At 70.7% G+C, this 24,332-nt stretch carries 23 protein-coding genes and 2 pseudogenes; 19 read left to right on the top strand and 6 right to left on the bottom strand.

The window, feature by feature from the left end; translation table 11 throughout:
- The 3 genes from AB0A61_RS15260 to AB0A61_RS15250 form a co-directional block, all read left to right on the top strand.
- The coding region (locus tag AB0A61_RS15260; RefSeq protein WP_361291745.1) for an MFS transporter at positions 1–1,422 on the top strand (1,422 nt) is incomplete at its 5' end.
- A 103-nt stretch (positions 1,423–1,525) separates the two neighbouring features.
- Entirely contained in the window at positions 1,526–2,371 is an 846-nt protein-coding gene (locus AB0A61_RS15255) for an aldo/keto reductase (protein ID WP_361291743.1), read from the top strand.
- Between the two features lie 13 nt (positions 2,372–2,384).
- The gene (locus AB0A61_RS15250) at positions 2,385–2,993 is read left to right on the top strand and encodes an NAD(P)H-dependent oxidoreductase (protein ID WP_361291741.1); all 609 of its coding nucleotides are present in this window, start codon (positions 2,385–2,387) and stop codon (positions 2,991–2,993) included.
- A 41-nt stretch (positions 2,994–3,034) separates the two neighbouring features.
- Here the strand turns inward: AB0A61_RS15250 and AB0A61_RS15245 are convergent, their stop codons facing one another.
- From AB0A61_RS15245 to AB0A61_RS15235, 3 genes and pseudogenes are all read right to left on the bottom strand, one after another.
- A complete protein-coding gene (locus AB0A61_RS15245; protein ID WP_361291739.1) occupies positions 3,035–4,090 on the bottom strand; it encodes an LLM class oxidoreductase in 1,056 nt (351 codons plus the stop codon).
- 22 nt (positions 4,091–4,112) lie between these two features.
- A pseudogene (locus AB0A61_RS15240) lies at positions 4,113–4,490 on the bottom strand (glycogen debranching N-terminal domain-containing protein); the annotation flags it as partial.
- 8 nt (positions 4,491–4,498) lie between these two features.
- Positions 4,499–4,876, bottom strand: coding sequence for a DUF2267 domain-containing protein (locus AB0A61_RS15235; RefSeq protein ID WP_361291737.1), 378 nt, complete (start codon positions 4,874–4,876; stop codon positions 4,499–4,501).
- A gap of 640 nt (positions 4,877–5,516) precedes the next feature.
- Here AB0A61_RS15235 and AB0A61_RS15230 point away from each other — a divergent pair.
- The 13 genes from AB0A61_RS15230 to AB0A61_RS15170 all read left to right on the top strand — a co-directional run bounded on the left by AB0A61_RS15230 (position 5,517) and on the right by AB0A61_RS15170 (position 17,948).
- Positions 5,517–5,966 (top strand): DUF1931 family protein, encoded by a 450-nt coding sequence (locus AB0A61_RS15230; RefSeq protein WP_361291735.1) that lies wholly within the window; start codon positions 5,517–5,519, stop codon positions 5,964–5,966.
- A 332-nt stretch (positions 5,967–6,298) separates the two neighbouring features.
- Entirely contained in the window at positions 6,299–6,475 is a 177-nt protein-coding gene (locus AB0A61_RS15225) for a hypothetical protein (protein WP_361291733.1), read from the top strand.
- A 138-nt stretch (positions 6,476–6,613) separates the two neighbouring features.
- A complete protein-coding gene (locus AB0A61_RS15220; protein ID WP_361291731.1) occupies positions 6,614–7,180 on the top strand; it encodes a type 1 glutamine amidotransferase domain-containing protein in 567 nt (188 codons plus the stop codon).
- 638 nt (positions 7,181–7,818) lie between these two features.
- Complete coding sequence (locus tag AB0A61_RS15215) at positions 7,819–8,346, top strand: general stress protein (protein WP_361291729.1); 528 nt, start codon at positions 7,819–7,821, stop codon at positions 8,344–8,346.
- An 81-nt stretch (positions 8,347–8,427) separates the two neighbouring features.
- Entirely contained in the window at positions 8,428–10,332 is a 1,905-nt protein-coding gene (gene dnaK, locus AB0A61_RS15210; protein WP_361291727.1) for a molecular chaperone DnaK, read from the top strand.
- 10 nt (positions 10,333–10,342) lie between these two features.
- On the top strand, positions 10,343–10,927 hold the full coding sequence (locus AB0A61_RS15205) for a nucleotide exchange factor GrpE (protein ID WP_361291725.1): 585 nt from the start codon (positions 10,343–10,345) through the stop codon (positions 10,925–10,927).
- A 6-nt stretch (positions 10,928–10,933) separates the two neighbouring features.
- The gene (locus AB0A61_RS15200; RefSeq protein WP_361291723.1) at positions 10,934–11,872 is read left to right on the top strand and encodes a J domain-containing protein; all 939 of its coding nucleotides are present in this window, start codon (positions 10,934–10,936) and stop codon (positions 11,870–11,872) included.
- Positions 11,869–12,243 carry a chaperone modulator CbpM gene (locus AB0A61_RS15195; protein WP_265565989.1) on the top strand — a complete coding sequence of 125 codons (375 nt, stop codon included), beginning with the start codon at positions 11,869–11,871 and terminating at the stop codon, positions 12,241–12,243. The genes AB0A61_RS15200 and AB0A61_RS15195 overlap by 4 nt, the downstream gene beginning before the upstream one ends.
- Positions 12,234–14,873: an ATP-dependent chaperone ClpB gene (clpB, locus tag AB0A61_RS15190; RefSeq protein WP_361291721.1), complete on the top strand. Its 2,640-nt coding sequence runs from the start codon at positions 12,234–12,236 to the stop codon at positions 14,871–14,873. The genes AB0A61_RS15195 and clpB overlap by 10 nt, the downstream gene beginning before the upstream one ends.
- The gene (trxA, locus tag AB0A61_RS15185; RefSeq protein WP_361291719.1) at positions 14,870–15,316 is read left to right on the top strand and encodes a thioredoxin; all 447 of its coding nucleotides are present in this window, start codon (positions 14,870–14,872) and stop codon (positions 15,314–15,316) included. Before clpB ends, trxA begins: the two co-directional genes overlap by 4 nt.
- Positions 15,317–15,321: 5 nt before the next feature.
- Positions 15,322–15,585 (top strand): UBP-type zinc finger domain-containing protein, encoded by a 264-nt coding sequence (locus AB0A61_RS15180; RefSeq protein WP_361291717.1) that lies wholly within the window; start codon positions 15,322–15,324, stop codon positions 15,583–15,585.
- On the top strand, positions 15,585–17,399 hold the full coding sequence (locus AB0A61_RS15175; protein ID WP_361291715.1) for an FAD-dependent oxidoreductase: 1,815 nt from the start codon (positions 15,585–15,587) through the stop codon (positions 17,397–17,399). Before AB0A61_RS15180 ends, AB0A61_RS15175 begins: the two co-directional genes overlap by 1 nt.
- A 48-nt stretch (positions 17,400–17,447) precedes the next feature.
- Entirely contained in the window at positions 17,448–17,948 is a 501-nt protein-coding gene (locus AB0A61_RS15170; RefSeq protein WP_361291713.1) for an Hsp20/alpha crystallin family protein, read from the top strand.
- 144 nt (positions 17,949–18,092) lie between these two features.
- Here the strand turns inward: AB0A61_RS15170 and AB0A61_RS15165 are convergent.
- Positions 18,093–18,243 (bottom strand): annotated as a pseudogene (locus AB0A61_RS15165) (ISNCY family transposase); the annotation flags it as partial.
- A 463-nt stretch (positions 18,244–18,706) separates the two neighbouring features.
- On the opposite strand from AB0A61_RS15165, the gene panD reads away from it, so the two are divergent.
- Positions 18,707–19,126 (top strand): aspartate 1-decarboxylase, encoded by a 420-nt coding sequence (panD, locus tag AB0A61_RS15160; protein ID WP_361291711.1) that lies wholly within the window; start codon positions 18,707–18,709, stop codon positions 19,124–19,126.
- Positions 19,127–19,210: 84 nt separating this feature from the next.
- Positions 19,211–19,555 carry a GNAT family N-acetyltransferase gene (locus AB0A61_RS15155; RefSeq protein ID WP_361291709.1) on the top strand — a complete coding sequence of 115 codons (345 nt, stop codon included), beginning with the start codon at positions 19,211–19,213 and terminating at the stop codon, positions 19,553–19,555.
- Positions 19,556–20,140: 585 nt separating this feature from the next.
- Here AB0A61_RS15155 and gndA read toward each other — a convergent pair.
- Complete coding sequence (gene gndA, locus AB0A61_RS15150; RefSeq protein WP_361291707.1) at positions 20,141–21,580, bottom strand: NADP-dependent phosphogluconate dehydrogenase; 1,440 nt, start codon at positions 21,578–21,580, stop codon at positions 20,141–20,143.
- 324 nt (positions 21,581–21,904) lie between these two features.
- Here gndA and AB0A61_RS15145 point away from each other — a divergent pair, with 324 nt between their 5' ends.
- The gene (locus AB0A61_RS15145; protein ID WP_361291705.1) at positions 21,905–23,065 is read left to right on the top strand and encodes a transglycosylase family protein; all 1,161 of its coding nucleotides are present in this window, start codon (positions 21,905–21,907) and stop codon (positions 23,063–23,065) included.
- Here AB0A61_RS15145 and AB0A61_RS15140 read toward each other — a convergent pair.
- Positions 23,055–24,128 (bottom strand): DMT family transporter, encoded by a 1,074-nt coding sequence (locus AB0A61_RS15140; RefSeq protein WP_361291703.1) that lies wholly within the window; start codon positions 24,126–24,128, stop codon positions 23,055–23,057. The two genes, AB0A61_RS15145 and AB0A61_RS15140, sit on opposite strands and share 11 nt — an antisense overlap.
- Positions 24,129–24,332: the final 204 nt, after the last annotated feature.

Below are 24,332 nucleotides of genomic sequence, written 5' to 3'. Positions count from 1 at the left end.
CGGATTCCGGCACCCGCTCCGGCCGACGCGACCCACCGGATTCCGGCACCCGCTCCGGCCGACGCGACCCACCGGATTCCGGCACCCGCTCCGGCCGACGCGACCCACCGGATTCCGGCACCCGCTCCGGCCGACCCGACCCACCGGATCCCAGCACCCGCTCCCGCCGACCTGCCGCCCCGCGCCCCCGCCCGGCGCCGTGCCTCGCACGCGACCGGCTTCTGGTTCGTGGCGGTGGCCTTCACCGTGCTGATGGCCTTCGGCACCGCGCCGACTCCGCTGTGGCCGCTGTACGAGGCCCGGGACCACTTCGGCGCCACCACGGTCACGGTGGCGTACGCCTCGATGGTCGTGGGCGCAGCGGCCGCCTTCCTGGGGCTGGGCCACCTGTCGGACCGGCTCGGCCGGCGCCGCATCATCGTCCCGGCGCTGCTGGTCGGCGTCGTCGCGTCGGTCGTACTGATCGTGTGGCGGGACCTGCCGGGGCTGATCGCGGGCAGGATCCTGAACGGTGTCGGACTGGGGCTGATGGCCTCGACCGCGACGACGTACCTGCACGACCTGTACCACGAGGTCCGTCCGGAACGGACGGGTTCGGTGCTGCCCGGCATCGTGGCCACCGCCGCCAACCTCGGTGGCCTGGCCTCAGGGCCCCTGGTCGCCGGAGCCGCCGCCGAGTGGCTTCCCGCGCCCCTGATCACCGCCCAGGCGATCTTCACGCTCGCCATGGCAGTGTGCCTGGCGCTGGTGCTGTGCACCCCGGAGACCGTGGACCTGGAGTTGCCCGCGGCCCAACCGCCCAGCAGGTTCGTCCTGCGCCCCGGCGGCCGGCGGGCGTTCGGCGCGGCCGGCGCGCTGGGCGCCTTCGCCTTCGCGATCCTCGGCCTGATCTCCTCCCTCGGGGCGAGCGTGCTCCACGGCACCCTGCACACCGACTCGCACCTCGTGGTCGGCCTGGCGGCCTTCCTCATGTTCGGTTCCGCGGCGGCCGCCCAGCTGGTGCTGGGCCACCTCACAATGCCCCGGCTCCTGACCGTGGGGGCAGTGGTCTTTCCGGTCGGCCTGGTCCTGTGCGCCGTCGCCCTCTACCACCCGGCGCTCTGGCTCTACCTGGTCGCCGTGTCCCTGTCGGGAGCCGGCTCCGGGCTGCTGTTCAAGGGAGGCGTCGAACGTGCCGTTTCAGTGGCCGAGCCCGCCTCACGCGCGGGGGTCCTCGCCGTGTTCTTCGTCGTCGCGTACCTCGGAATGGGCCTGCCCTCCGTCCTGTTCAGCATCGCCCTGCGGCACTTCGCCGTGCAGACCGCGATGATCGGCTTCGCGGCGGTCCTCTCCTGCGGCGCCATTGTGTCGGTGGTCGTCGCGTTGCGGGATCGCGCACCCGGTCCCGGCACGCTCTCGAGGCAGTCCGCTCGCCCCTCCTGACCTCCCTGCGGCGCATCCGACACCGGTTGTCTGGGAGGCGCGGACCTGGGCACCCGGTGCGGGGTGCGCGTGACACGGATCCGCGGCGGACGGGAGGCCCGAGATGACTGCGGAATCGGCCAGAACGATAGCGCTCCCCTCCGGTGAGGAGATCGCGGCGCTCGGGCAGGGCACCTGGTACCTGGGCGAGGACCCGGCCCGGCGTGAACAGGAGATCGCCGCACTGCGGCTGGGCGTGGACCTGGGGATGACCGTCGTCGACACGGCGGAGATGTACGGCGACGGCGCAGCCGAGGAGCTCGTCGGGGAGGCCCTCCGGGGACGCCGGGAGGAGGTCTTCCTCGTCAGCAAGGTGCTGCCCGGCCACGCCGACCGGAAGGGCACCGTCGCCGCCTGCGAGGGCAGCCTGCGGCGGCTCCGTGCGGAACGGCTGGACCTGTACCTGCTGCACTGGCGGGGACGGTGGCCACTCGAGGAGACCCTTGCTGGATTCACCGACCTGATGGAGGCGGAGAAGATCCGTTACTGGGGCGTGAGCAATCTGGACGTCGCCGACATGGCCGAGCTGACCACCCTCCCCGGTGGCGACGCCGCGGCCGTCGACCAGGTGCTGTACAACCTCTCCCGGCGCGGCATCGAGTGGGATCTTCTCCCCTGGTGCCGCGAGGCCGGGGTGACGGTCATGGCCTACTCCCCGATCGAGCAGGGGCGGGTCCTGAAGGTCGAGGCACTGGATGCCGTGGCCCGGGCCCTCGGAGCAACGCCGGCCCAGGTGGCACTCGCCTGGGTGCTGGAACAGGGGGTGGCCGCGATCCCGCGTTCCGGATCACCCGACCACGTTCGGGAAAACCGCGGCGCGGTGGACCTCCACCTTCCTACCGAGGCGCTCGACGCCCTCGACGAGGCGTTCCCGCCACCCAGCGGGCCCACGCCCCTGGAGATGCTCTGAAGGAGTTGACAGGATGGCGCGCCCGCTCGTCGTCGGAATGGGAGGTTCGCTGCGCACCCCGTCGACCAGCCTCACCGCACTGTGTGTGGCGGTCGAGGGCGCGGCCGATGCGGGCGCCGGCACCCTGGTGATCGACCTCAAGCGGCTGGCTCTTCCGTTCTACACGTCCGAGCACGGGATCCCTGCGTCCGCCCGCCGGCTTGCGGACACCGTTCAGGCCGCCGACGCCCTGCTGTGGAGCAGCCCGACATACCACGGGTCGGTCAGCGGCGCTTTCAAGAACGCGGTGGACTGGCTCGCCCTCCTGGCCGACCAGGACCCGCCCTACCTCAGCAACAAACCCGTGGGGATGCTGACGACCGCCGGTGGAGTGCAGGGCCTGCAGGCGATCAATGCGATGGAGTTCATCGTGCGGTCGCTGCGCGGCTGGGCGGTGCCGCTGGTGTTCGCGGTCCCGCGGTCCTCCCGGGTCTTCGACGGCGACGGACGCCTCACCGACCAGGCGGTCGCGGACCAATTGCGCGGCCTCGGCGCGGAGGTGACCAGGGCGGCCCTGCAGTTCCGGGCGGAGGGCACGTGCGACTACGCGCAGGAGCGGCCGTCCGGGGCCGTCCGGGACTGAGCCCGGCCCTGTCACACAGGCGGCGCCGGGGCCGTGCTTCCTCAGGGCCCGGTCCGCTCCACGGGCCGCCGGTGCTCGCCGCGCGCCCCGGAGCGCCCGGGTGGGAAGTGCGGCAGCACGTGTTCGGCCAGTTCGTCAATCACTTCGGCGACCGGACGGCGGCTGTGCTTGAAGTTGATCATCAGCTGGTCGATGCCGATGCCCTGCCAGGCCCGCATCATCGCCAGGAACGACACCCGGCCCACCGAGAAGCCCTGGTGGATGCGCCGGGGCAGGGCCAGCGGGTCCGCGGTCAGATCCAGATAGGTGGCCTGCGCGTACGGCTTGAACCCACCGCCATCGCCCCGGGTCAGCTCCCGCCACCGCTCGATGTTCTCGGCCTGCTGCTGAAGCGGCGGGGTGTAGTACAGCCAGCCGTCCGTGTTGTCGGCGATCCACCGGACGTCCTGCCTCCCGCGTCCCGTCATCAGTACGGGGATCCGCCGGTACACCGGCTTGGGCAGCAGATCGGTGCCGCGCATCCGGCCGAGCGGCGACTCCACGTGCGGGAAACGGTGCTCGAGGACGACACGGAAGTACTCCAGCGACTGCCGGAACCTCTCGGCCCGGCCGCCCAGGTCCTGACCGAAGGCCGGGAACTCGACGGGCCGGTCACCGGTGGCCACCCCGAGCAGGAGCCGTCCGCCTGACAGTTGGTCCACCGAGGCGGCCGCCTTGGCGGTGTGCAATGGATGCCGCAGCGGCATGACGATGCTGGCGGTCCCCAGTGTGATCGAGGTGGTGCGGGCACTGAGCTGCCCCAGGTACACCCACGGGTCGAAGACCTGCCCGGCGTCCCCGAAGCTCGGGTCCAGCAGCGGCACGTCACGGACCCACACCGAGGCGAAGCCGGCCCGCTCGGCCTGCTGGATCCGCTCGATGTGCCCGGCCAGGGACGGCACGGGCCCGTCGAAGCCCTCCAGGGGCGTGATGGCGCCCACGGTCATCCTGCCGCCGGGATACGCCCTGGCCATGGCCGCGTGCTCGGAGAACGGCCGCTGCGCCCCGCCTTCGACGTCCACGGGTGCGCCGGCTGAAGGAACTGTCGATTGTGTCATGCGATCCTCCGGCGATTTCATGCCGAGTCCGGGTCCGCATCGGACGTGTGCTGAGGTTGCGCAACCGGAGGGCCTCAGACAGCCCCTCGCCGACGTGGCGCCGACGTTCCAACAGGAGTTCGCCCTGCGCGCCGTGTGGTGGGACGAGGGAGACGAGCGTGGTGCTGTAGGCGTCCTGGGAAAGCACGGTGAGGTGGTGCGGCCGGTGGCCGTCCACCCGGATCTGCCAGTCGGAGATGACCCGCACGTCGCGGAAGAACAGCCCCTGCGGCACCTCGGCCCCCATGTCGCCCGAGGTGCCCAAGACGCAGAACGTCCGCCCCTCGACCAGTGTGACGGTGGCCGCCGTGAGTACGGCCGGTTCCGTCTCCTCGATGATGGCGCCGACCTCGTCGGTCATGGCTCCTTCTAGCCCGGGGCGCCGACGAGAGACTCGAAGTCCCGGGGCAGCTGGGACAGTACGTGGCGGAACTCGCCATCACTGACCGCTTCCCTCAGGGTGCTCAACTCCGCCCGTACGCCCTCGCGGGCCTCGTCCGGACTCACCCCTGCTCGCCTGCTCACCCGATTGATGAACTCGTCGAGTCCGAAGGGCTCGGCCTCCGGAGTGGGAGAGACCAGCGGTTCCTTCAGCGGCTTGGGCAGTTCGGACGCGAGGTCCTCCGCCTCACCCCTGGTGAGCCGCTCGGCCAGGGTTTCCAGGGTGGCACGGGTGAGGGGCTCCGCCTTCTCCGGGGGGACAGGGGCGCGCCGGGTGATGGTGTCGAGGAAGGTGTTGTAGTCCATGAGCCGTCCTTTTTCTGAAGCTTTGCAAGTGCCTGGCGTGGGACCTGGGACAGCCACCGAAGGGTGCGTTGCGTGTGGGTGTGGCGGGTTGATGCGCGTCATGGTGCATGCGCCTCAGCAGAGGCCATTTCCATGCTCCGGATGTGGGCCACACCCTGCCTGCTCCCGGCGGGCGGAAAAGCGGAGGGCTCCATAGACCTCCGAGCACAAGTGCAGACGGCCTCCGCCACGGCAAAGGGGACACCGGCGCCGGTCTGCCGGATGTGCGTCAGGGCGCCGTGCCTGTGGGCGCGGTCGGCTTTCCCGCCGTCGCGTTTCCGGCCGGCCCGTTCGGCCCGTTCGACGTCGAGAGCGTTCGACGGTGGCGAGCTGTCGGGCGATGTCCATCAGCCACACTGCCAGGTCGATGGACCATGGGGGCACGGCCGGCGCGGCTCTCACCCGCACCCGAGAGATGCGCATGACCTCGTGTCTGCGCATTTCATGCTGCTCTGCCAGGGTAGGAGGGGGTGTTCTTTTTCGGCCTGGGGTGCGGAGGCGCTCACCAGGCGGGCTCTGCGAATCTCGACCGGTAACAGCCGATGGCGGCGCTGGCGGGAGCGAACGACGCCGTCCGGTTCCCGGTGAGGAGGCGAGAGGCATGACCGTGATGGGTGTGTCGAAGTTCGAGAGGTTCTTCCGCGCCGCCGCAGGCCTCGACGTGGACAAGAACGACCTGAAGCGGTACGGCGACTTCGTGGACGCCAAGCTCTACGACCTCCTGGTCGTCGGCCAGGCGTCGGCCAAGGCCAACGGCCGGGATATGGTCGAACCGTGGGACCTACCGATCACCAAGGGCCTCCAGGAGAGCATCCACCGGTTCCGGCGACTCGACGAGGAGGTCGAACTGAAGCCGATCCTGGAACAGCTCGCCGCGCACCCTCCCCTCGACAGGACACCCACCCAGGAGACCGAAGAGCGCTACCCCGAGATCATCGGCGGTCTCAGCGTCGCCCTCGCCGAGACGTTCAAAATCATGTATCCGGATGTCAAGAACCCGCAGACCAGCCACTGGGACGGCGTGACCGCGGTGTTCGACCGGCTGCTGTAGCAGTCGCGCACCGGTGCATGTCACCGATCTGAACGGACATGCCGGGCGGGGGCCGGAAGGTGGAGACTGGGAGCCTTCACCGAGGCCCGGGACGCGCCGCAGTGGTCGAGGATTCGCGATTGCCCTCTCAGCGCGGCTGGTCTCCTGGGCCGGGAAAATCACGCCCGATTTCCTCCCACGCAACGGCCTGTGACTCGGAATGCCGTTTCGGGGAGGCAGAGGAGGGATCGCGCGCCGAGAGGGTGAAGGAAGTCCTCGATGCGCGTGTCGAAAGGCACACGGATGTCCTGGGGAAGATCGCCACAACGAACATCTGCGGCTCAGTTCGGCACATGTATGAAGCCCGTCCCGACTTCGCAGAGGGGCCGGGTGTTCGGGCGGGGAAGGCCAGGCTGTCCTGGTTCCACGAACTCCTACTGAACAAGGCGGCAGACGGATACCAGTACTTCGACGCCCGCGAGGACGGCTGGACCGAGGTCGTCCTCCACCCGGACGGCAGCTCCGGCTGATCGCGCGCACATACACGCTCGGGGCACTCTCGGCCGCGCCTTGCAGTCCCCGGTCCGGAAAAGGGATCCGGACGGGCCCTGCCGGGTGTCACTGCCGCTCGCGTCGTACAACCGTCGAATCGTGAAGGGAGCCATGCCATGACACAGGAACTGCGGGGGATGCGGGTGGGGATTCTGGCCACCGACGGCGTCGAGCGCGTGGAACTCGACCAGCCGCGCGGTGCGCTACAGGGCGCTGGGGCGAAGACCGAGATCGTCTCGCTCCATCCCGGCGAGATCCAGGCCCGCCAGTTCGACCTCAACGCGGCAGGAACCTTCCCCGTGGACCGCCTGGTCGCCGACGCCTCCGTCGACGACTACCACGCCCTGCTCCTGCCCGGCGGCACCATGAACCCCGACCAACTGCGCATGGACCGCGACGCGGTGCAGTTCGTCAGGGACTTCATGGCCAGCGGGAAACCGGTCGCATCGATCTGCCACGGCCCGTGGACCCTGGCGGAAGCCGACGCCGTGCGCGGCCGCCGCCTGGCGTCCTGGCCCAGCATCCGCACCGATCTGCGCAACGCCGGCGCGGAGGTCGTCGCCGACCAGGAGGTGGTCGTCGACGGGCAGCTCGTCACCAGCCGCGGCCCGGCCGACCTGCCCGCCTTCTGCGCCGCCGTCGTGGAGCAGTTCGCCCGGGCGCACCACCCCATGCCCGGCTGAGCCCCAACGCCTGGTCGCCGCGGAGAGAGCAGGCGTTGCACGGTGGCCGTGGGCTCGCTCTCCACCCCACGGGCTGGTCATCCGTGGCGGTCGCCGCCGTACGGCCCCCGGTCCGTAGCGTCGCGCGGCCGCGTCGAACGTCGCCACGCCCGGGGACAGGGTCGCCGCGGTGCGCCGTACCAGCCTCGCCAGGCGCAGATGGCCCCGGGAGGACAGCCGTCGCGGTGTGGTCGGAGGGCAGCGGCCCGCGCAGGGCAAGCCCGAGGCTCTCGCGCTCGTCCGTGCCGTCGAAGGGGCTGTGCCGCTGCTCGTCCGCAGGCACGGTGATGTCCCGGGTGCCGCCCGCCTCCTGGGTGTCGAAGCGGGGGGAAAGCCCTTGCGTTGGACGGTCGACCATGGAATCAATCCGATTTCCTCCGGGCTTCGAAGAAGTACATCCGCGAGCCCCTCTCCCTCGTGCCGGGCCGAACCCTGAGGTACCCCGCCGCGAACCCGAATCGTCGTCCCGCCTCCTGTCCTCGCAGACCGACCGCCGGTGCCACTTTTCGACCCGCTGGGCGCAGGCGGGGTGACCGGGCGAACAGCCACTCTGGGGCCTGTCGGGACCGCTCGGCGGTCCGTCGGCGGAAGGAGTGGCCATGACCGAGCAGGCCCGCAGGGCCGTTGCCTCGTACTCGACGTACCAGGAAGCCGAACGTGCCGTCGATCACCTCGCCGACCAGGGCTTTCCCGTTCAGAAGGTGGCGATCATCGGTCGGGACATGCGCCTGGTCGAACAGGTGATCGGTCGAATGGGGTACGGCGAGGCCGCCCTCCACGGCGCAGCCACCGGAGCGCTGCCCGGCGTACTCGTCGGCTGGATCTTCGGTCTGCTGAACTGGCTGAATCCGGTCGTCTCCGGTCTGCTCCTCGCCCTGTACGGGCTGATCTTCGGAGCGGTCGTCGGTGCGCTGCTCGGCGTGCTGTTGCACGCGGCCCAGGGCGGCCGCCGGAACTTCGCCTCGGTCCGCTCGATGGAGCCCAGCCGGTACGACGTCGTGGTGGACGAGGACGTCGCCGATGAGGCCGTCCGGCTGGTCGCCGGGCTGGACAGCGGGGCCGGCGTGAACACGGAGAGCGCCTCCTCCAGGGGCGGCCGCCCGCGCAGCGACCCCGCCCCCAGCTGAACGAGTTTCGAAGCCGGGCGGACAGGGCCCGGAGGATGAACGGTCGCCGACGGACGTCGACCGCCGCGGAAGGAGTTCCTCATGGCCAAGGCAGTGGGCATCGACCTGGGCACCACCAACTCGGTGATCGCCGTGTGGGAGGGTGGCGAGCCGACCGTCGTGCCCAACAGCGAGGGCAACCGGACCACACCGTCCGTGGTGGCCTTCACCGACACAGGCGAGCGGCTGGTGGGCCAGTTGGCCCGCCGCCAGGCGATCCTCAATCCCAAGGGCACCATCTACTCGGCCAAGCGGTTCATCGGCCGGCACTTCGACGAGGTCTCCGACGAGGCCAAGGCCGTCGCCTACGACGTCGTCCCGGGAGACAACGGCGAGGCCCGCTTCAAGGTGCGTGACAAGCTCTACGCGCCTGAGGAGATCAGCGCCCTGGTGCTGCGCAAACTCGCCGACGACGCCTCCAAGCAGCTGGGGGAGCGGGTCACGGAGGCGGTCATCACGGTGCCCGCCTACTTCAACGACGCCCAGCGCACCGCGACCCGTGACGCCGGACGGATCGCGGGACTGGAAGTGCTGCGGATCATCAACGAGCCGACGGCGGCCGCCCTCGCGTACGGCATGGACAAGAAGCAGCACGAGACCGTCCTGGTCTTCGACCTCGGCGGCGGCACCTTCGACGTGAGCATCCTCGACGTCGGCGACGGCGTGGTCGAGGTCCGTTCCACAGCGGGTGACAGTCATCTGGGCGGCGACGACTTCGACAGGCGTCTGGTCGACTACCTCGCGGACGACTTCCAGAAGGAGAACGGCATCGACCTGCGCAAGGACCCGCAGGCGCTGCAACGCCTCTTCGAGGCGGCGGAGAAGGCCAAGACCGAGCTCAGCTCCGTCACCCAGACCCAGGTCAACCTGCCGTTCATCACCGCCGACGCCTCCGGGCCCAAGCACCTGACCGACTCGATCATGCGGTCCACGTTCGAGCAGATCACCGCCGACCTGGTGGAGCGCTGCCTGGGACCGGTCCAGCAGGCCATGGCCGACGCCAAGGTCGGTGAGAACGACATCGACGAGGTCATCCTCGTCGGCGGTTCCACCCGCATCCCCGCTGTCCAGGCCCTCGTGCGTCGGCTGACCGGCGGCAAGGAACCCAACATGAGCGTCAACCCCGATGAGGTCGTGGCTCTTGGCGCCGCTATCCAGGCCGGGGTGCTCAAGGGTGAGGTGAAGGACGTTCTTCTGCTCGACGTCACACCTCTGTCGCTGGGAGTGGAGACGCGGGGCGGTGTGATGACGAAGATCGTCGAGCGGAACACCACCATCCCGGTGCGCCGCAGCGAGACCTTCTCCACCGCCGAGGACAACCAGCCGGCCGTCGATGTGGTGGTCCTCCAGGGGGAGCGCGAGCGGGCCGCCGACAACCGGGCGCTCGGCCGGTTCCAGCTCACCGACATCCGGCCGGCGCCGCGGGGCGAACCCCAGATCGATGTCACTTTCGACGTCGACGCCAACGGCATCCTCAACGTCAGCGCGCGCGACAAGGACACCGGCAAGGAACAGGGCATCACCATCAGTGAGAGCTCCAACCTCGACCGGAGCGAGGTCGAGCGCATGGTCCAGGAGGCCGAGCGCAACCAGGGCCAGGACCAGGCACTGCGCGAGGCCGTCGACGCCCGCAACGAACTCGACGCGATCGCCTACCAGGTCGAAAAGCGCCTGAGCGAACTGGGCGACGCCGCGCCCGCGCACGAAAAGGCCCGTGCCGAGATGCTGGTGGCAGAGGCCCGCGACGCGGTCAAGAACGAGGCCGGAGTGGACAAGGCCAGGCCGCTGATCTCCGAACTCCAGCAGGTCTACGCCGGGCTCGCCGCCCACCAGGCCGAAGCGGCGGCGGCGAGTGGTCCGTCGGACACCACCGGGCCGGACGGCTCCGGGCAGGGCGGGGCCGGCACCGACGAAGACGTGATCGACGCCGAGTTCGACAAGGGCTGAGGTACCCGCCATGCCGATCCCTCCCCAGGACCGATCGTCCGACCTACCGCCCGAAGGCGCCGCACAACCGCCGCAGGGACACCTGCCCGAGCCCGCGCCGCCGACCGCGGAGGCCGAACCGGGACCCGATGCGGCCACCGGTCCGACCGGGGTCGAGGACGAGTACGCGGCCGCGCTGAAAGAGGTCGAGGACCGCTGGCGGCGTGCTCTCGCGGACCTGGACAACCTGCGCAAGCGACACGCCAGGGAACTGGACCGGGAGCGCGCGGTCGAACGCGCCCGCACGGCCGCGGCCTTCCTTCCCGTCATCGACAACCTCGAACTGGCCCTGAACCACGCGGGCTCCGACCCCGGGGCGATCGTCGAGGGGGTTCGCGCCGTGCGCGACCAGGCCGTGTCCATCCTTGAACGCCTTGGTTACGAGCGTCACGCCGAGACAGGCGTCCCGTTCGACCCCTCCCGGCACGAGGTCGTCGGCGTGGTCCAGGACCCCGGCGCCGAACCGAACACCGTGGCGCAGGTGCTGCGCCCCGGCTACGGCGAGGCCGAGCGGCAGCTGAGGCCGGCCGCCGTGACCGTCGCCAAGCGGGAGTGAGCGGCCATGGCACGTGATTTCTACGAGGTTCTCGGGGTCCCGCGCAACGCCGACAAGGACGAGATCCAGCGGGCGTATCGCAAGCTGGCCCGCAGGTACCACCCCGACGTCAACAAGGACCCCGAGGCGGAGGAGCGCTTCAAGGAGATCAATGAGGCCTTCAGTGTCCTGTCCGACCCGGAGCAGCGGGCCCGTTACGACCGCTTCGGCGAGGACTTCCGGAAGGTCCCCGAGGACTGGGAGGAGCGGGTCGGTGCCGGCGCGGGACCCGGCGGCGGCTTCCGCTGGTCCACCGGGGGCGGCCCCCGGGTCCGGTATGCCACCAGTGGCTTCGGCGCGGAGGGTGTCGACATCGACGACCTGTTCGGCTCGTTCTTCGGGGGGGCCGGACGGGTGCGTGTCCCCGGAGCCGACCAGGAGGCCGAACTGCCGCTCACCGTCGAGGAGGCCTACCGGGGAGGCCGCCGCACCGTCACGCTCGCCGGTCCCACCGGGCAGCCGCGGCGGTACGACGTCGACGTGCCACCGGGTGTCACCGACGGGCAGCGTATCCGGCTGGCGGGCGAGGGCGGCCGGGGCAACGGTGACGCCCCCGCGGGGGACCTGTACCTGCGGGTGCGGATCCAGCCGCACCCCCAGTTCCGCCTCGAGGGCCGGGACGTGTATGTGCAGCTTCCGGTCACACCCTGGGAGGCCGCGCTGGGCGCGACGGTTCCGGTGCCCACGCCGAGTGGGGCGACGGCCAAGGTGAACGTGCCCGCGGGCTCGTCCAGCGGCCGGCGGCTGCGGCTGCGCGGTGAGGGCATGCCGAATCCGCGCGGCACCAGCGGCGACCTCTACGCCGAGCTCCGGATCATGGTGCCGTCCAGGCTCAGCGACCGGGAGCGCGCACTCTTCGAGGAGCTCGCCGCCGTCTCCTCGTTCGACCCCAGGAGTACACGATGAGTGACCCACGCGCCGGGGCGCGCCAGGCGTCTCGGCTGACAGCTCCCGCGCCGGCACGCGTCCGGTACGCGATCGTGCCGGTGCCCAGGCTCTCTCTGCAGACCGTGGCCCGCCGCTCCGGCGTCCATCCCGACCTCATCCGCCGGTTCGTCGCTCTGGGCCTGGTCGAGGCCGAGCGCGACGCCTCGGGAGGGCTGGTGTTCGAACCCACGGCACCGGCCGTCCTCGCCCGCGTCCAGCGGCTGCGCACCGGGCTGTGCCTCAACTACGCATCCATCGGCCTGGTGCTCGATCTGCTGGACCGCATCAGCATGCTCGAAGCCGCCCTGCGCCGCGCCGGTACGAGGAGTGAAACACCCCCATGGACATGAACCGTCTCACCCAGAAGTCACAGGAAGCCCTCCAGGAGGCCCAGAGCGCGGCCGTCCGCATGGGGCAGACCGAGGTCGACGGGGAACACCTGCTGCTCGCGCTTCTCGATCAGGAGGACGGTCTGATCCCACGGTTGCTGCAACAGGTCGGCACCGAGCCGAAGGAGCTGCGGGCGGCCGTGCGCGAGGAACTCTCCCGTCGCCCGAAGGTCACCGGTCCCGGCGCGGCACCCGGCCAGGTCTTCGTCACTCAGCGCCTGTCCCGCCTGCTCGATGCCGCCGAGCGGGAGGCCAAACGCCTCAAGGACGAGTACGTGTCCGTGGAGCACATCCTGCTCGCCCTGGCCGAGGAGGGCTCGGCGACCGCCGCAGGACGGCTGCTCAAGGAGCACGGTGTGACCCGGGATTCGTTCCTGAGCGTGCTCACCCAGGTCCGCGGCAACCAGCGCGTCACCTCCGCCAACCCTGAAGTGGCCTATGAGGCTCTGGAGAAGTACGGCCGCGACCTGGTCCTCGAGGCTCGGTCCGGGCGGCTGGACCCGGTCATCGGCCGTGATGCGGAGATCCGCCGCGTCACCCAGATCCTCAGCCGCAAGACCAAGAACAACCCCGTCCTCATCGGCGATCCCGGCGTCGGCAAGACCGCCATCGTCGAGGGCCTGGCCCAGCGCATCGTCCGCGGCGACGTCCCCGAGGGCCTGCGCGACAAGACGGTGTTCGCGCTCGACATGGGCTCCCTGGTCGCCGGCGCCAAGTACCGCGGCGAGTTCGAGGAACGACTCAAGGCCGTCCTGTCCGAGGTGAAGGCCGCCCAGGGGCGCATCCTGCTCTTCGTCGACGAACTGCACACCGTCGTCGGCGCGGGCGCCGCCGAAGGGGCCATGGACGCGGGCAACATGCTCAAGCCGATGCTCGCCCGCGGTGAACTCCACATGATCGGCGCCACCACCCTCGACGAGTACCGCAAGCACATCGAGAAGGACGCCGCACTCGAACGCCGCTTCCAGCAGGTGCTGGTCGACGAGCCGAGTGTGGAGGACACCATCTCCATCCTCCGCGGACTGCGCGAACGCCTCGAGGTCTTCCACGGCGTGAAGATCCAGGACACCGCGCTGGTCTCCGCGGCCACCCTCAGCCACCGCTACATCACCGACCGGTTCCTGCCCGACAAGGCCATCGACCTCGTCGACGAGGCGTGCGCCCGGCTGCGTACCGAGATCGACTCGATGCCCGCCGAACTCGACGAGATCACCCGCCGCGTCACCCGTCTGGAGATCGAGGAGGCGGCCCTGTCCAAGGAGACCGACCCCGCCAGCAAAGCCCGCCTGGAGGAACTGCGCAAGGAACTGGCCGACCTGCGTGGCGAGGCGGATGCCAAACGCGCCCAGTGGGAGGCCGAACGGCAGGCCATCCGCCGCGTGCAGGAACTGCGCCAGGAACTGGAGCAGGTCCGCCACGAGGCGGAGGAGGCCGAACGCGCCTACGACCTCAACCGCGCCGCCGAACTCCGCTACGGCCGCCTCCAGGAGCTGGAGCGCCGGCTGAAGGCCGAGGAGGAGCAACTGGCCGCCAAACAAGGGCAGAACCGGCTGCTGCGCGAGGTCGTCACCGAGGAGGAGATCGCCGAGATCGTCGCCGCCTGGACCGGCATCCCCGTCGCCCGTCTCCAGGAGGGCGAACGCGAGAAACTGCTGCGCCTCGACGAGATCCTGCGCGAGCGCGTCATCGGCCAGGACGAGGCCGTCAAACTCGTCGCCGACGCCATCATCCGCGCCCGCTCCGGCATCCGCGACCCGCGCCGCCCCATCGGCTCGTTCATCTTCCTCGGCCCCACCGGCGTCGGGAAGACGGAGCTGGCCAAGACCCTCGCGGCGGCCCTGTTCGACTCCGAGGAGAACATGGTCCGCCTCGACATGAGCGAGTACCAGGAGCGGCACACCGTCAGCCGGCTCGTGGGCGCACCGCCCGGATACGTCGGCTACGAGGAAGGCGGCCAGCTCACCGAGGCCGTACGCCGCAAGCCGTACTCGGTCGTGCTGTTCGACGAGATCGAGAAGGCGCACACCGATGTCTTCAACACCCTGCTGCAGGTCCTCGACGACGGCCGCATCACCGACTCCCAGGGCCGCACCGTCGACTTCCGCAACACCGTCATCATCATGACGTCCAACATCGGCTCCGTGCACCTCCTCGACGGCGTCACCGCCGAGGGTGAGATCAAGCCGGACGCCCGCGCCCTGGTGATGGGCGAGCTGCGCGGGCACTTCCGCCCGGAGTTCCTCAACCGCGTCGACGACATCGTGCTGTTCAAGCCGCTCGGTGAGCGGCAGATCGAGCGGATCGTGGAGCTGCAGTTCGACGAGCTGCGCCGCCGGCTCGCCGAACGCCGCATCACCGTCGAACTCACCGACGCCGCACGTGAGTTGATCGCCCACCAGGGTTACGACCCGGTGTACGGGGCCCGGCCGCTGCGGCGTTACATCTCCCACGAGGTCGAGACGATGGTGGGGCGCGCCCTGCTGCGCGGTGACGTCCAGGACGGCGCGACGGTCCGCGTCGACGCCGAACATGGAGAGCTGGTAGTCACCTACGACCAGCCCGAGGACGTGAAGGGAGCGCGGGCGGCATGAGCACGGTGCAGGCGACGACCGTCAGATGTCCCAACTGCGGGCGCACCAACCGGGTGCCCGTGGCCGCGGAGGGCCGCCCCAAGTGCGGCCACTGCAAGCAGCCCCTACCGTGGATGGTGGACGCGGGCGACGACGACTTCACCGAGGTCGCCGAGCGGGCCGACGTCCCCGTCGTGGTCGACCTGTGGGCCACCTGGTGCGGCCCCTGCCGCATGGTCAGCCCCGCACTGGAGAAGGTCGCCACCGATCTCGCCGGCCGAATCAAACTCGTCAAGGTCGACGTCGACAAGAACCCGCGACTGTCGCAGCGTTTCGAGGTCCAGGCCGTACCGACACTGCTGATCCTCGATCAGGGCGAGACGGTCGCCCGGCAGGCGGGGGCGGCGCCCGCCCCCGTTCTGCGCCAGTGGGTGGAACAGTCGATCACCACCCGGAGAGGGTGATCCGGATGACCCTGCACGCAGACCCCCACCTCGCGCTCGTCCGGCCGGTTCAGCCGCTGACCCCAGAAGGGTGTCAGGAGTGTCTGATGCTCGGCTCCCCGTGGGTTCATCTGAGGCTCTGCCTGACCTGTGGGCACGTCGGCTGCTGCGACTCCTCGCCGAACAAGCACGCGCGCAGGCACGCGGCTGCCGACGCTCATCCGATCGTGCAGTCGTTCCAGCCCGGCGAGGATTGGCGCTGGTGCTACGTTCACGAGGCGTTCGTCTGATGTCCGGCGACCAGTCGCTGCCGGGCGAAGAACCGGTACCGGAGGAAGCGGACGAGGCCGCCTTCTGGGAGACCCCGGACATCTACGGCGCGTATCCGCGCCTCACGGAGGACCAGATAACACGTCTGGCGGAGCACGGGCAACGCCGGAGCATGGCTCCGAACGAGGTGCTGATCCGGGAGGGCGAGCGCTGCGAGACGTTCTTCGTCGTCCTCAGCGGTTCCGTCGCCGTCGTCGAGGACTACGGCACTCCCGAGGAGCACGTGCTGCGCGTGCACGGCCCCGGTCGCTTCATCGGCGAACTCGGGCTGCTGCACGGACAGGTGGCCTTCTACACCGCTGTCGCCAGGGAGCCGGGCGAGGTCCTCGTCGTCTCCTTGGACCGGTTGCGCCACCTGGTGTCCCAGGACTCCAGCATCGGGGACGTCGTGCTGCGCGCCTGTCTGGGCCGTCGCGCGCTGCTCGTCGGACAGGGCGCCGGCTTCCGCATCGTCGGCTCGCGCTACTCGCCCGACACCAGACGGCTGCGCGAGTTCGCCGTCCGCAACCGGCTGCCGCACCGCTGGATCGACCTGGAGACCGACGAGGAGGCCGAGGAACTGCTGCGCCGCTTCGGTGTCGGCCCGGAGGAGACGCCGCTCGTCATCTGGCGGGACACCACCCTGTTGCGCAACCCCAGCAACGCGGAACTGGCCCGGCTCATCGGCCTGCCGTCACTACCCGCCGGAAACCGTCACGGCGACGTCCTCATCGTAGGCTCCGGACCCGCCGGCCTCGCTGCCGCGGTGTACGCGGCCTCCGAGGGCCTGAGCACCACGGTGGTGGAGGCGATGGCCACCGGCGGCCAGGCCGGTACGTCGTCCCGCATCGAGAATCTGCTCGGCTTCCCCTCCGGCATCTCCGGCGCCGAACTCACCGAACGCGCCGTGCTCCAGGCCGACAAGTTCGGCGCCAGGATCAGCCTTCCGCTGGAGGCGACCGGTCTCCATCCCAAGGACGACGACCACTACGTGGTGGCGTTCGCCGACGGCAGCGAGATCGCCGCCCGCGCCGTCGTCCTGGCCATGGGTGCCCGCTACCGCCGGCTCCAGGTGCCCGGCATCGAACGCCTGGAGGGAACGAGCGTGCACTACTCGGCGACCGTCTACGAGGCCCAGCAGTGCCGCACCGACCCGGTGGCCGTCGTCGGCGGAGGCAACTCGGCGGGCCAGGCGGTGCTGTTCCTCGCCGGGTACGCGCCGAAGGTGCACCTGCTGGTCCGAGGAGCCAGCCTTGAGGCCAACATGTCCCGCTACCTGGTCGACCAGGTCGAGCGCCATCCGCGGGTGGAGGTCATGCTGCACACCGAGGTCACCGAGGTCATCGGCCAGGAAGTGCTGGAGGAGCTCGACGTGGTCGACAACCGCACGGGCGGGCACCGCCGGCTCGCGGTACGGAGCCTGTTCGTCTTCACCGGCGCCGAACCTCACACCGAGTGGCTCGCCGGCACCATCGCCCTCGACTCCCGCGGCTTCGTCCTCACCGGGCCGGAGGCCCAGGAAGCCTGCGCCTCCCCCGAGGTGTGGCACGGCCGCGGGCGCGCGTGCATGACCCTGGAGGCCAGCCTGCCCGGGGTCTTCGCGGTAGGGGACGTCCGTAGCGGCTCGGTGAAGCGGGTGGCCTCCGCGGCCGGTGAGGGCGCGATGGCCATCCACTTCGTGCACCGGCACCTGGGGCACTCGGCCGTACCCGGCACCACGGGCACGTCAGCTGCCGCGGGCCACTCGGACGTCTCCCCCCGCATACGTCACAAGGAGTCCGCATGGCTCGCATGACGAATGGCGGACGATGAGATCACGAGAAGGAAGAAGGAGGCGATGGCGATGGCCATGCCCGTCCGGCGCCACCGTGGTGGCGGCCTGCAGGAAAGGCCCGTCTGGGCACCCACCCCTGTCAATCCCCTGGTCGAGTTCGACGAACTGCTCAACCAGATGAGCGGCCTGCTGGAGTCGACGGTGGGCGCGGCACCCGCGGTTGCGTGGACGCCTCTCGCGGACGTGTCGGAGTCCGAGGATGCGTTCCACATAGAGATCGAACTCCCCGGAGTGAAGAGCAAGGACATTGACGTAGAGGCCAACGGTCCCGAACTCGTGGTCACCGGAGAGATCAAGGAGCGGGAGCGCAAGGGTGTCCTGCGCCGCAGCACCCGCCGCGTCGGAGCCTTCGAGTACCGTTTGCGGCTGCCCGGAGAATTGGACACCCACAAGATCAAGGCTGAGATGCAGGACGGAGTGCTCAGCATCACCGTCCCCAAGGCCGACGTCGCAAAGCCGCGACACGTCGAGATCACCGAGGCGAGTGGAAGCACCGAGAGCAGCGGCTGAGACGCGAGCGCCGCGGTTCCGGGCACCCATCCGGCACTGCGGCCGGGCCGGCGAGGCTCGACACCCCTCATGGCATGACCACCGCCGCCGAGCTCGGTGTCGTCACGACCAAGGTCCCCGCCCGGCTTGACCGGCTGCCACTGACGACACCAGCCGGTCGGGGATCGTGCGGATGCCCGGAAGCGCACAGCGGTCTGCTCCGCAGCCGACGGGTGCCCGCCGCGGTCTCGGTCGACTCACCGACCAAGTGCGTCAGCCGCCCCAAGGGCCGTTTGCCCAGCGCGCCTCGGGCGTTGCACCACCGCAGGACGAGCTCGACGTGGACGAGGCGCTGCAGCGCGGGCTCTGGACCGTCTGGCGCTGCCGGCCGCAGTTTGGCCGTGGTTTGACCGCCGGTCCGGTCGCCACTCACAACAGGAGGTCGCAGACGGCTCGGACCTCGTCCCAGTGCTGGGTCTGGGAATTCTTCACGGGCGTCGGCACCCTCCGGCACGGCCTTCGCCAACTTCTCATAACTGACGTACCGTCAAGTAAGTCGGCGTCTGATCAGCACCAGTCCCCATAGGGTCTTCCTTGGCAGACGTCTGATCGGCGGCGTCACAACAGCCTGGCTCGCACGGAGGCGCAGGCAGGGAGCCTTCTTCTCATAGCGGACCGATGTTGTTCACCATCTTCGAGTCCGACGCGTGCCGGTGTAGAGTGAAGACCGCCCTTGACCTGCACAAAGCAGGCAGGGAGCCGTCTTCCAGGAGTCCAAAGTGCTGCGTACTCTGTTCAAGTCCAAGATCCATCGGGCCACCGTCACCCAGGCCGACCTGCACTACGTGGGATCGGTGACGATCGACGCGGATCTCCTCGACGCCGCCGATCTGCTGCCCGGCGAGCTCGTCCACATCGTCGACATCACCAACGGGGCCCGGTTGGAGACGTACGTCATCGAGGGTGAGCGCGGTTCGGGAGTGATCGGGATCAACGGCGCGGCCGCCCATCTCGTCCACCCCGGCGACCTGGTGATCATCATCAGTTACGCTCAGGTCACCGACGCCGAGGCGCGGGCGCTGAAGCCCCGGGTCGTGCACGTCGACCGCGACAACCGGATCGTGGCGCTGGGTGCCGACCCGTCCGCGCCGGTGCCGGGCTCGGACCAGGAGCGCAGCCCGCAGGCCGTGTCGGCCTGATCGACGGACACTGGACACTGGTCCACACACCTGATCGACGGACACCGGACGCCGGTCCGGACACATCGGAGCAGGAGCGAGCCCATGAGCGACATCGAGATCCGCGACGACCGGGCCGCGGGCCGCCTGGAGGCGCTCGCCGGCGGCGAAGTGGTCGGCCACATCGAGTACTTCGTCCTCGACGGGCCCCGTCGCGCGCTGGTCCCCGTCCACACGATCGTGGAGCCCGCCCACCAGGGGAAGGGCATCGCGGGCTCGCTGGCGCGCGAGCTGTACGCCATCGCCGAGCGCGAGGGCGTCCCCGTGGCTCCGCTGTGCCCGTACGTCGTCAAGTGGGCCGAACGTCACCCGGACGAGGCCCCGGCAGCCGACCCCGAGCTGCTGGGGGCCGCGCAAACGTGGCTGACGGAGCACCCGGGCCGCTTCTGAGCCGGGCCCGCCCGGCCACCGTCCGTACCGGGCTCGTGCCGGGCGGCGGGTCCCGTTTCGGCCGCATGAGCCCACCCGGGTCCTCGCCGTCGTGCCGCCGGGTGACTGGCGGCGCTGCCGTCGGGTAGGCGGGGGAGTAGTCCAGAGCCGACGTCGACCGACTGGCCGGAGGACGCCATGACGAACCCGTATCCCGACCCTGTCCCACCCAGCCCGACGCCGGGCCCGGACCCGTACCCGAGCCCGGTGCCCACCCCCGAGCCGCCGCCGTCTCCGGGACCTCCTCCCGGGCCGGAGCCCACGCCTCCGGGTCCGCCGCCGAGCCCCACGCCTCCCGGTCCGCCGTCCCCTCCGGACCCCTCGCCGATCCCGCCGGGCCCCGAGCCGGTGCCGAATCCCGAACCGGGACCGCCGCTCTCCTGAGCCGATCCACCGATCCACCGATCCGCCGACGCGCCCAAGCCGGGCCCTCGTTCCCCGGCACCGCAAACGCCGATGGTGGGCGGCCCCTCCGGGTCGCCCACCGTCCCCGCGTCTCGATCCCGCGTCTCGAGCGCGTACCGCCGGCCGGGTTGCCCCGCCGGCCTACGCCGTGACCTCCGACCGGTCCCCGCCCCACAGCGTGTGGAAGGAACCGTCGCGGTCGACGCGCCGGTAGGTGTGCGCGCCGAAGAAGTCGCGCTGGCCCTGGGTGAGGGCGGCCGGGAGGCGCTCGGCGCGCAGGGCGTCGTAGTAGGCGAGGGCCGCGGCGAAGCCGGGGGTCGGCACGCCCTGGCGGGTCGCGGCGACGAGCACCTCGCGCCAGTCGTCCTGCGCGGCCGCGATCTCCCGCGCGAACGTCTCGTCGGACAGCAGGCTCGGCAGGTCCGGCCGGGCGTCGTACGCGGCGCGGATCCGGTCCAGGAAGGCCGCGCGGATGATGCAGCCGCCGCGCCAGATCGAGGCCACGGCGCCGAGGTCGATCTCCCAGCCGTACTCTTCGCTGCCCGCGGCGATCTCGTGGAAGCCCTGGGTGTACGACACGATCTTGGAGGCGTACAGCGCCTGCCCGACCCGGTCGGCGAAGGCGCCCGCCTCCGACTCGCTCAGCGCGGTGGGCCTCGGCCCGGTCAGGCCCCGCGAGGCCTTCCGCAGCGCCGCGTGGCCGGACAGTGAACGGGCGAAGACCGCCTCCGCGATGCCGGAGACCGGGACGCCGAGGTCGAGAGCGATCTGGACCGTCCAGCGGCCCGTGCCCTTCTGCTCGGCCTCGTCCACCACCACGTCGACGAACGGCTTGCCCGTGGCCGCGTCGACGTGGGAGAGCACCTCGGCGGTGATCTCGATCAGGTAGGAGTCGAGCCTGCCCGTGTTCCAGGTGCGGAAGATCTCCGCGATCTGCGCGGGGGAGTACCCGGCCACGTCGCGCAGCAGTTGGTACGCCTCGCCGATGAGCTGCATGTCGGCGTACTCGATGCCGTTGTGGACCATCTTGACGAAGTGGCCGGCGCCGTCGGGACCGCAGTGCGTGACGCACGGCGCGCCGTCCTTCGCCTTCGCGGAGATCTTCTCCAGCATCGGGCCCAGCGATTCGTACGACTTCTTCGAGCCGCCCGGCATGATGCTCGGCCCGTGCAGCGCGCCCTCCTCGCCGCCCGAGACGCCCGTGCCGACGAAGTGGATGCCGTGCTCGCGCAGCTCGCGTTCCCGGCGCCGGGTGTCCGCGAAGTGCGCGTTGCCACCGTCGATGATCATGTCGCCGGGCTCCAGCAGCGGGGCGAACTCCTGGATCACCGCATCGGTCGGATCACCGGCCTTGACCATGATGATCAGGCGGCGCGGCCGCTCCAGCGCCGCCACGAACTCCTTGGCCGTCTCGGCCGCGATGAACTCGCCCTCGTGCCCGAACTGCTCCACCAGGTCGTGCGTGCGCGACGGGGTCCGGTTGTGCAAGGCGACCGTGTAGCCGTTGCGCGCGAAGTTGCGGGCGAGGTTGCGGCCCATGACCGCGAGCCCCGTGACGCCGATCTGGGCTGTAGTGCTCATACCGCCTGCTCCTCAAAGATCCGTCATAGATCGCATGGGTCCTGCGTCGGTGGTGCCGGTCGTGCCCGTCAGTACCGGATCAGTATCGTCCGTCCTGGCCCTTCGACCATCCTGACGTGCCGGTACGGCAACCGCACATCCGGACCCGACAGGCTTCATTACGCACGGCGGCTGCCCCGTGCCTCACCGGTTGGCCGGCCGATCCGGCCAATGAGGGTCCAGTACCGGCCACTTGGGGTGACGAAGCGGCCGATAGCCGTCTTGTCATGGCCTGTTCGCGGCCTCTACTTTTGCCCCTCCTGACGCATGTCGAGGGGGCTCTCCATGGCCGTACGCGGCCGGCACCGCCGGTATCAGCCGAACAGGATCAACCGCGCCTCACTCACTGTCACGGCGGGCGGCGCCGGTATGGCGATCCCGCTGATCGGCGCCGGTGCCGCCCACGCGGCCGACGTGTCCACCTGGAGCAAGGTCGCCGCCTGCGAGTCGAGCGGTGACTGGAGCGTCAACACCGGCAACGGCTATTACGGCGGGCTGCAGTTCACCCAGTCCACCTGGGAAGCGTACGGCGGGACGAGGTACGCCCCGCGCGCCGACCTGGCGACCAGGGCCCAGCAGATCGCGGTGGCGGAGAAGGTGCTCGACGGCCAGGGCCCCGGCGCCTGGCCGGTGTGTTCGGTGCACGCCGGGCTCACTCGGGGCGGCGCGAGCGCCGACGTGCACCCGGCCGCCACTGCGGCCCGGACGGTGCGGAGCGCGAAGAGTCCGGTGCACCAGGTGCAGCCGCAGACCACGCCCCAGTCCCGGGCCGGTACCGCCGAGATGTACACGGTGGTCCGCGGTGACACCCTCTCCGCCATCGCGGACGAACGTCATGTGGCGGGCGGCTGGCGGCAGTTGTATGCGACCAACCGCACGGTCGTCGGCGACGACCCGGACCTGATCCTGCCGGGGCAACGGCTCACCCTCCGCACCTCCGTGCCGCACAAGGAGACGCCCGCTCCGACGCATCGGGCCCGGACGGCGAAGCCCACCACCAGGACGGAGACCAAGGGGAGCGGCGGCACCCACTCCGCCTCGCGCAGCCTCGTCGCCCCCGTGAGCGGCCCGGTCGGTACGCCGTACCACGCCGTCGGCGCCCACTGGTCGAAGGGCTACCACACCGGTGTGGACTTCGAAGTGCCCACCGGTACCTCCGTGCAGGCGGTGGAGGCGGGCCGCGTGGTCGACGCCGGATGGGGCGGCGCCTACGGCTACCAGGTGGTGATCCGGCACGCGGACGGCCACTACACCCAGTACGGGCATCTCTCGGCGATCTCCGTGCGGGCCGGGCAGACGGTGGCCGCGGGCCGGCGCATCGGCCGCTCGGGAGCCACGGGCAACGTCACGGGCCCGCATCTGCACTTCGAGGTGCGGACGGGGCCCGGATTCGGCACGGACATCGACCCGGTCGCCTATCTCCGGGCCGGCGGCATCAGGATCTGACACGCGCGCGATGCCCGTCGAAGACGGGCATCGGGACGTACGGGCCGCCGTAGAACGGGCCGAAGGCGAGCGGCGGTTCGCTCGGTCCGGCCGGTTGTGACTCCTGGGCCGGTGCGGCGGAAACGAGGACATGCACCGGCGCGGTCCCGGCCCGTTCCGGGATGTCCGGCGGCAGCTTCGGCTCGGGCAGCGGCTCCGGCTCGGGTACGGGCCCGTCGAGGACCACCTCGGCCGTGCGCTCGATGCGCTCCGTCGTGAGCAGGATCAGCCCACCCGCCGCCACCACGCCGCAGCCGAGGGCGAGTACGGTGCCGGTGGCGCCGTAGCGGAAGGTTTCGCCGAACATCGTGATGCCGACCGCGGCCGCCACGACCGGGTTCACCACGGTCAGGGTGGCCAGCGGTGCCGTGAGGCCGCCGCCCTGGTAGGAAGCCTGCGACAGCAGCACGCCGGCCGTGGCCAGCACACCTATCACGGCCAGGGACGGCAGGTCCGCCGCCGGGACCCCGTCGGTCCAGTCGACGGCGACCGTCTTGGTGAACACCGAGGACATGCCGAAGGCGATGCCGGAGGCGGTGGCGAGCAGCAAGCTGCGCACCGCCGGGTGCCGGTGCGCCGCCCGGCCCGCGACCATCAGGGACACCAGGACACCGCCGGTGACCAGCGCGACGGCCACGCGCTGCGCGGCGTCGAGGGAGTGGGCGCCGGACGTGCCGACCACGGAGAGCAGGCCCGCCAGCCCCACCGACGCCATGATCGCGCCCCGCCAGGCGGTCGCGGCCGCCCTGCGGCCCACGCACAGCGCCGCCATGGGCAGCGCGAACACGATGGTCAGCGCGCCCAGCGGCTGGACCAGGCTGAGCGGGCCGTAGGCCAGGGCCACCACGTGCAGCAGCCCGCCGAGGCCGTTCAGCGCCACCGCCGCCCACCAGGCCGGCCGGCGCAGCGGCGCGTACTGCTCGCCGGGCGAGGACACCGCGACGTGCTCCTGCACGATCGCTCCGCCGGCGTAGGCGACGGCGGAGAGGAGCGAGAGGAGCACGGACAACGCGAGGGCGCTCATGAGCTGCTCCTCTGCGTGAGGCGGGGGCGGTGGGCCCTGCGCGACGAATGGTCGGCTCTCATGACCAACACCCTGCCGTGTCGATCTCTTCCCGTCGTCGTCCCTGAGCAGGCAATGGGTCCTACTGCCGATGGAGTACGAGGCGCGCCCGCTCCTCCCTCAGACGGGCGACAGGGGACGGACACCCCCTGGTGGCATCCCCTA

The organism is Streptomyces sp. NPDC046197 (assembly GCF_040646295.1).
Taxonomy (GTDB): domain Bacteria; phylum Actinomycetota; class Actinomycetes; order Streptomycetales; family Streptomycetaceae; genus Streptomyces.
The sequence above is the reverse complement of the archived record's forward strand: the minus strand, read 5'-3'. Positions and strand labels throughout refer to the sequence as shown.

Bases quoted from the DNA above. Each gene is read 5' to 3' on its own strand.
- AB0A61_RS15250 (WP_361291741.1), top strand. From the start codon at position 2,385: ATGGCGCGCCCGCTCGTCGTCGGAATGGGAGGTTCGCTGCGCACCCCG.
- AB0A61_RS15220 (WP_361291731.1), top strand. From the start codon at position 6,614: ATGACACAGGAACTGCGGGGGATGCGGGTGGGGATTCTGGCCACCGAC.
- AB0A61_RS15195 (WP_265565989.1), top strand. From the start codon at position 11,869: ATGAGTGACCCACGCGCCGGGGCGCGCCAGGCGTCTCGGCTGACAGCT.
- AB0A61_RS15140 (WP_361291703.1), bottom strand. From the start codon at position 24,128: ATGAGCGCCCTCGCGTTGTCCGTGCTCCTCTCGCTCCTCTCCGCCGTC.
- AB0A61_RS15245 (WP_361291739.1), bottom strand. From the start codon at position 4,090: ATGACACAATCGACAGTTCCTTCAGCCGGCGCACCCGTGGACGTCGAA.
- AB0A61_RS15180 (WP_361291717.1), top strand. From the start codon at position 15,322: ATGACCCTGCACGCAGACCCCCACCTCGCGCTCGTCCGGCCGGTTCAG.
- AB0A61_RS15170 (WP_361291713.1), top strand. From the start codon at position 17,448: ATGGCCATGCCCGTCCGGCGCCACCGTGGTGGCGGCCTGCAGGAAAGG.
- AB0A61_RS15175 (WP_361291715.1), top strand. From the start codon at position 15,585: ATGTCCGGCGACCAGTCGCTGCCGGGCGAAGAACCGGTACCGGAGGAA.
- AB0A61_RS15200 (WP_361291723.1), top strand. From the start codon at position 10,934: ATGGCACGTGATTTCTACGAGGTTCTCGGGGTCCCGCGCAACGCCGAC.
- AB0A61_RS15205 (WP_361291725.1), top strand. From the start codon at position 10,343: ATGCCGATCCCTCCCCAGGACCGATCGTCCGACCTACCGCCCGAAGGC.
- AB0A61_RS15255 (WP_361291743.1), top strand. From the start codon at position 1,526: ATGACTGCGGAATCGGCCAGAACGATAGCGCTCCCCTCCGGTGAGGAG.
- AB0A61_RS15155 (WP_361291709.1), top strand. From the start codon at position 19,211: ATGAGCGACATCGAGATCCGCGACGACCGGGCCGCGGGCCGCCTGGAG.
- AB0A61_RS15225 (WP_361291733.1), top strand. From the start codon at position 6,299: ATGTATGAAGCCCGTCCCGACTTCGCAGAGGGGCCGGGTGTTCGGGCG.
- AB0A61_RS15230 (WP_361291735.1), top strand. From the start codon at position 5,517: ATGACCGTGATGGGTGTGTCGAAGTTCGAGAGGTTCTTCCGCGCCGCC.
- AB0A61_RS15215 (WP_361291729.1), top strand. From the start codon at position 7,819: ATGACCGAGCAGGCCCGCAGGGCCGTTGCCTCGTACTCGACGTACCAG.
- clpB (WP_361291721.1), top strand. From the start codon at position 12,234: ATGGACATGAACCGTCTCACCCAGAAGTCACAGGAAGCCCTCCAGGAG.
- trxA (WP_361291719.1), top strand. From the start codon at position 14,870: ATGAGCACGGTGCAGGCGACGACCGTCAGATGTCCCAACTGCGGGCGC.
- gndA (WP_361291707.1), bottom strand. From the start codon at position 21,580: ATGAGCACTACAGCCCAGATCGGCGTCACGGGGCTCGCGGTCATGGGC.
- AB0A61_RS15235 (WP_361291737.1), bottom strand. From the start codon at position 4,876: ATGGACTACAACACCTTCCTCGACACCATCACCCGGCGCGCCCCTGTC.
- dnaK (WP_361291727.1), top strand. From the start codon at position 8,428: ATGGCCAAGGCAGTGGGCATCGACCTGGGCACCACCAACTCGGTGATC.
- AB0A61_RS15145 (WP_361291705.1), top strand. From the start codon at position 21,905: ATGGCCGTACGCGGCCGGCACCGCCGGTATCAGCCGAACAGGATCAAC.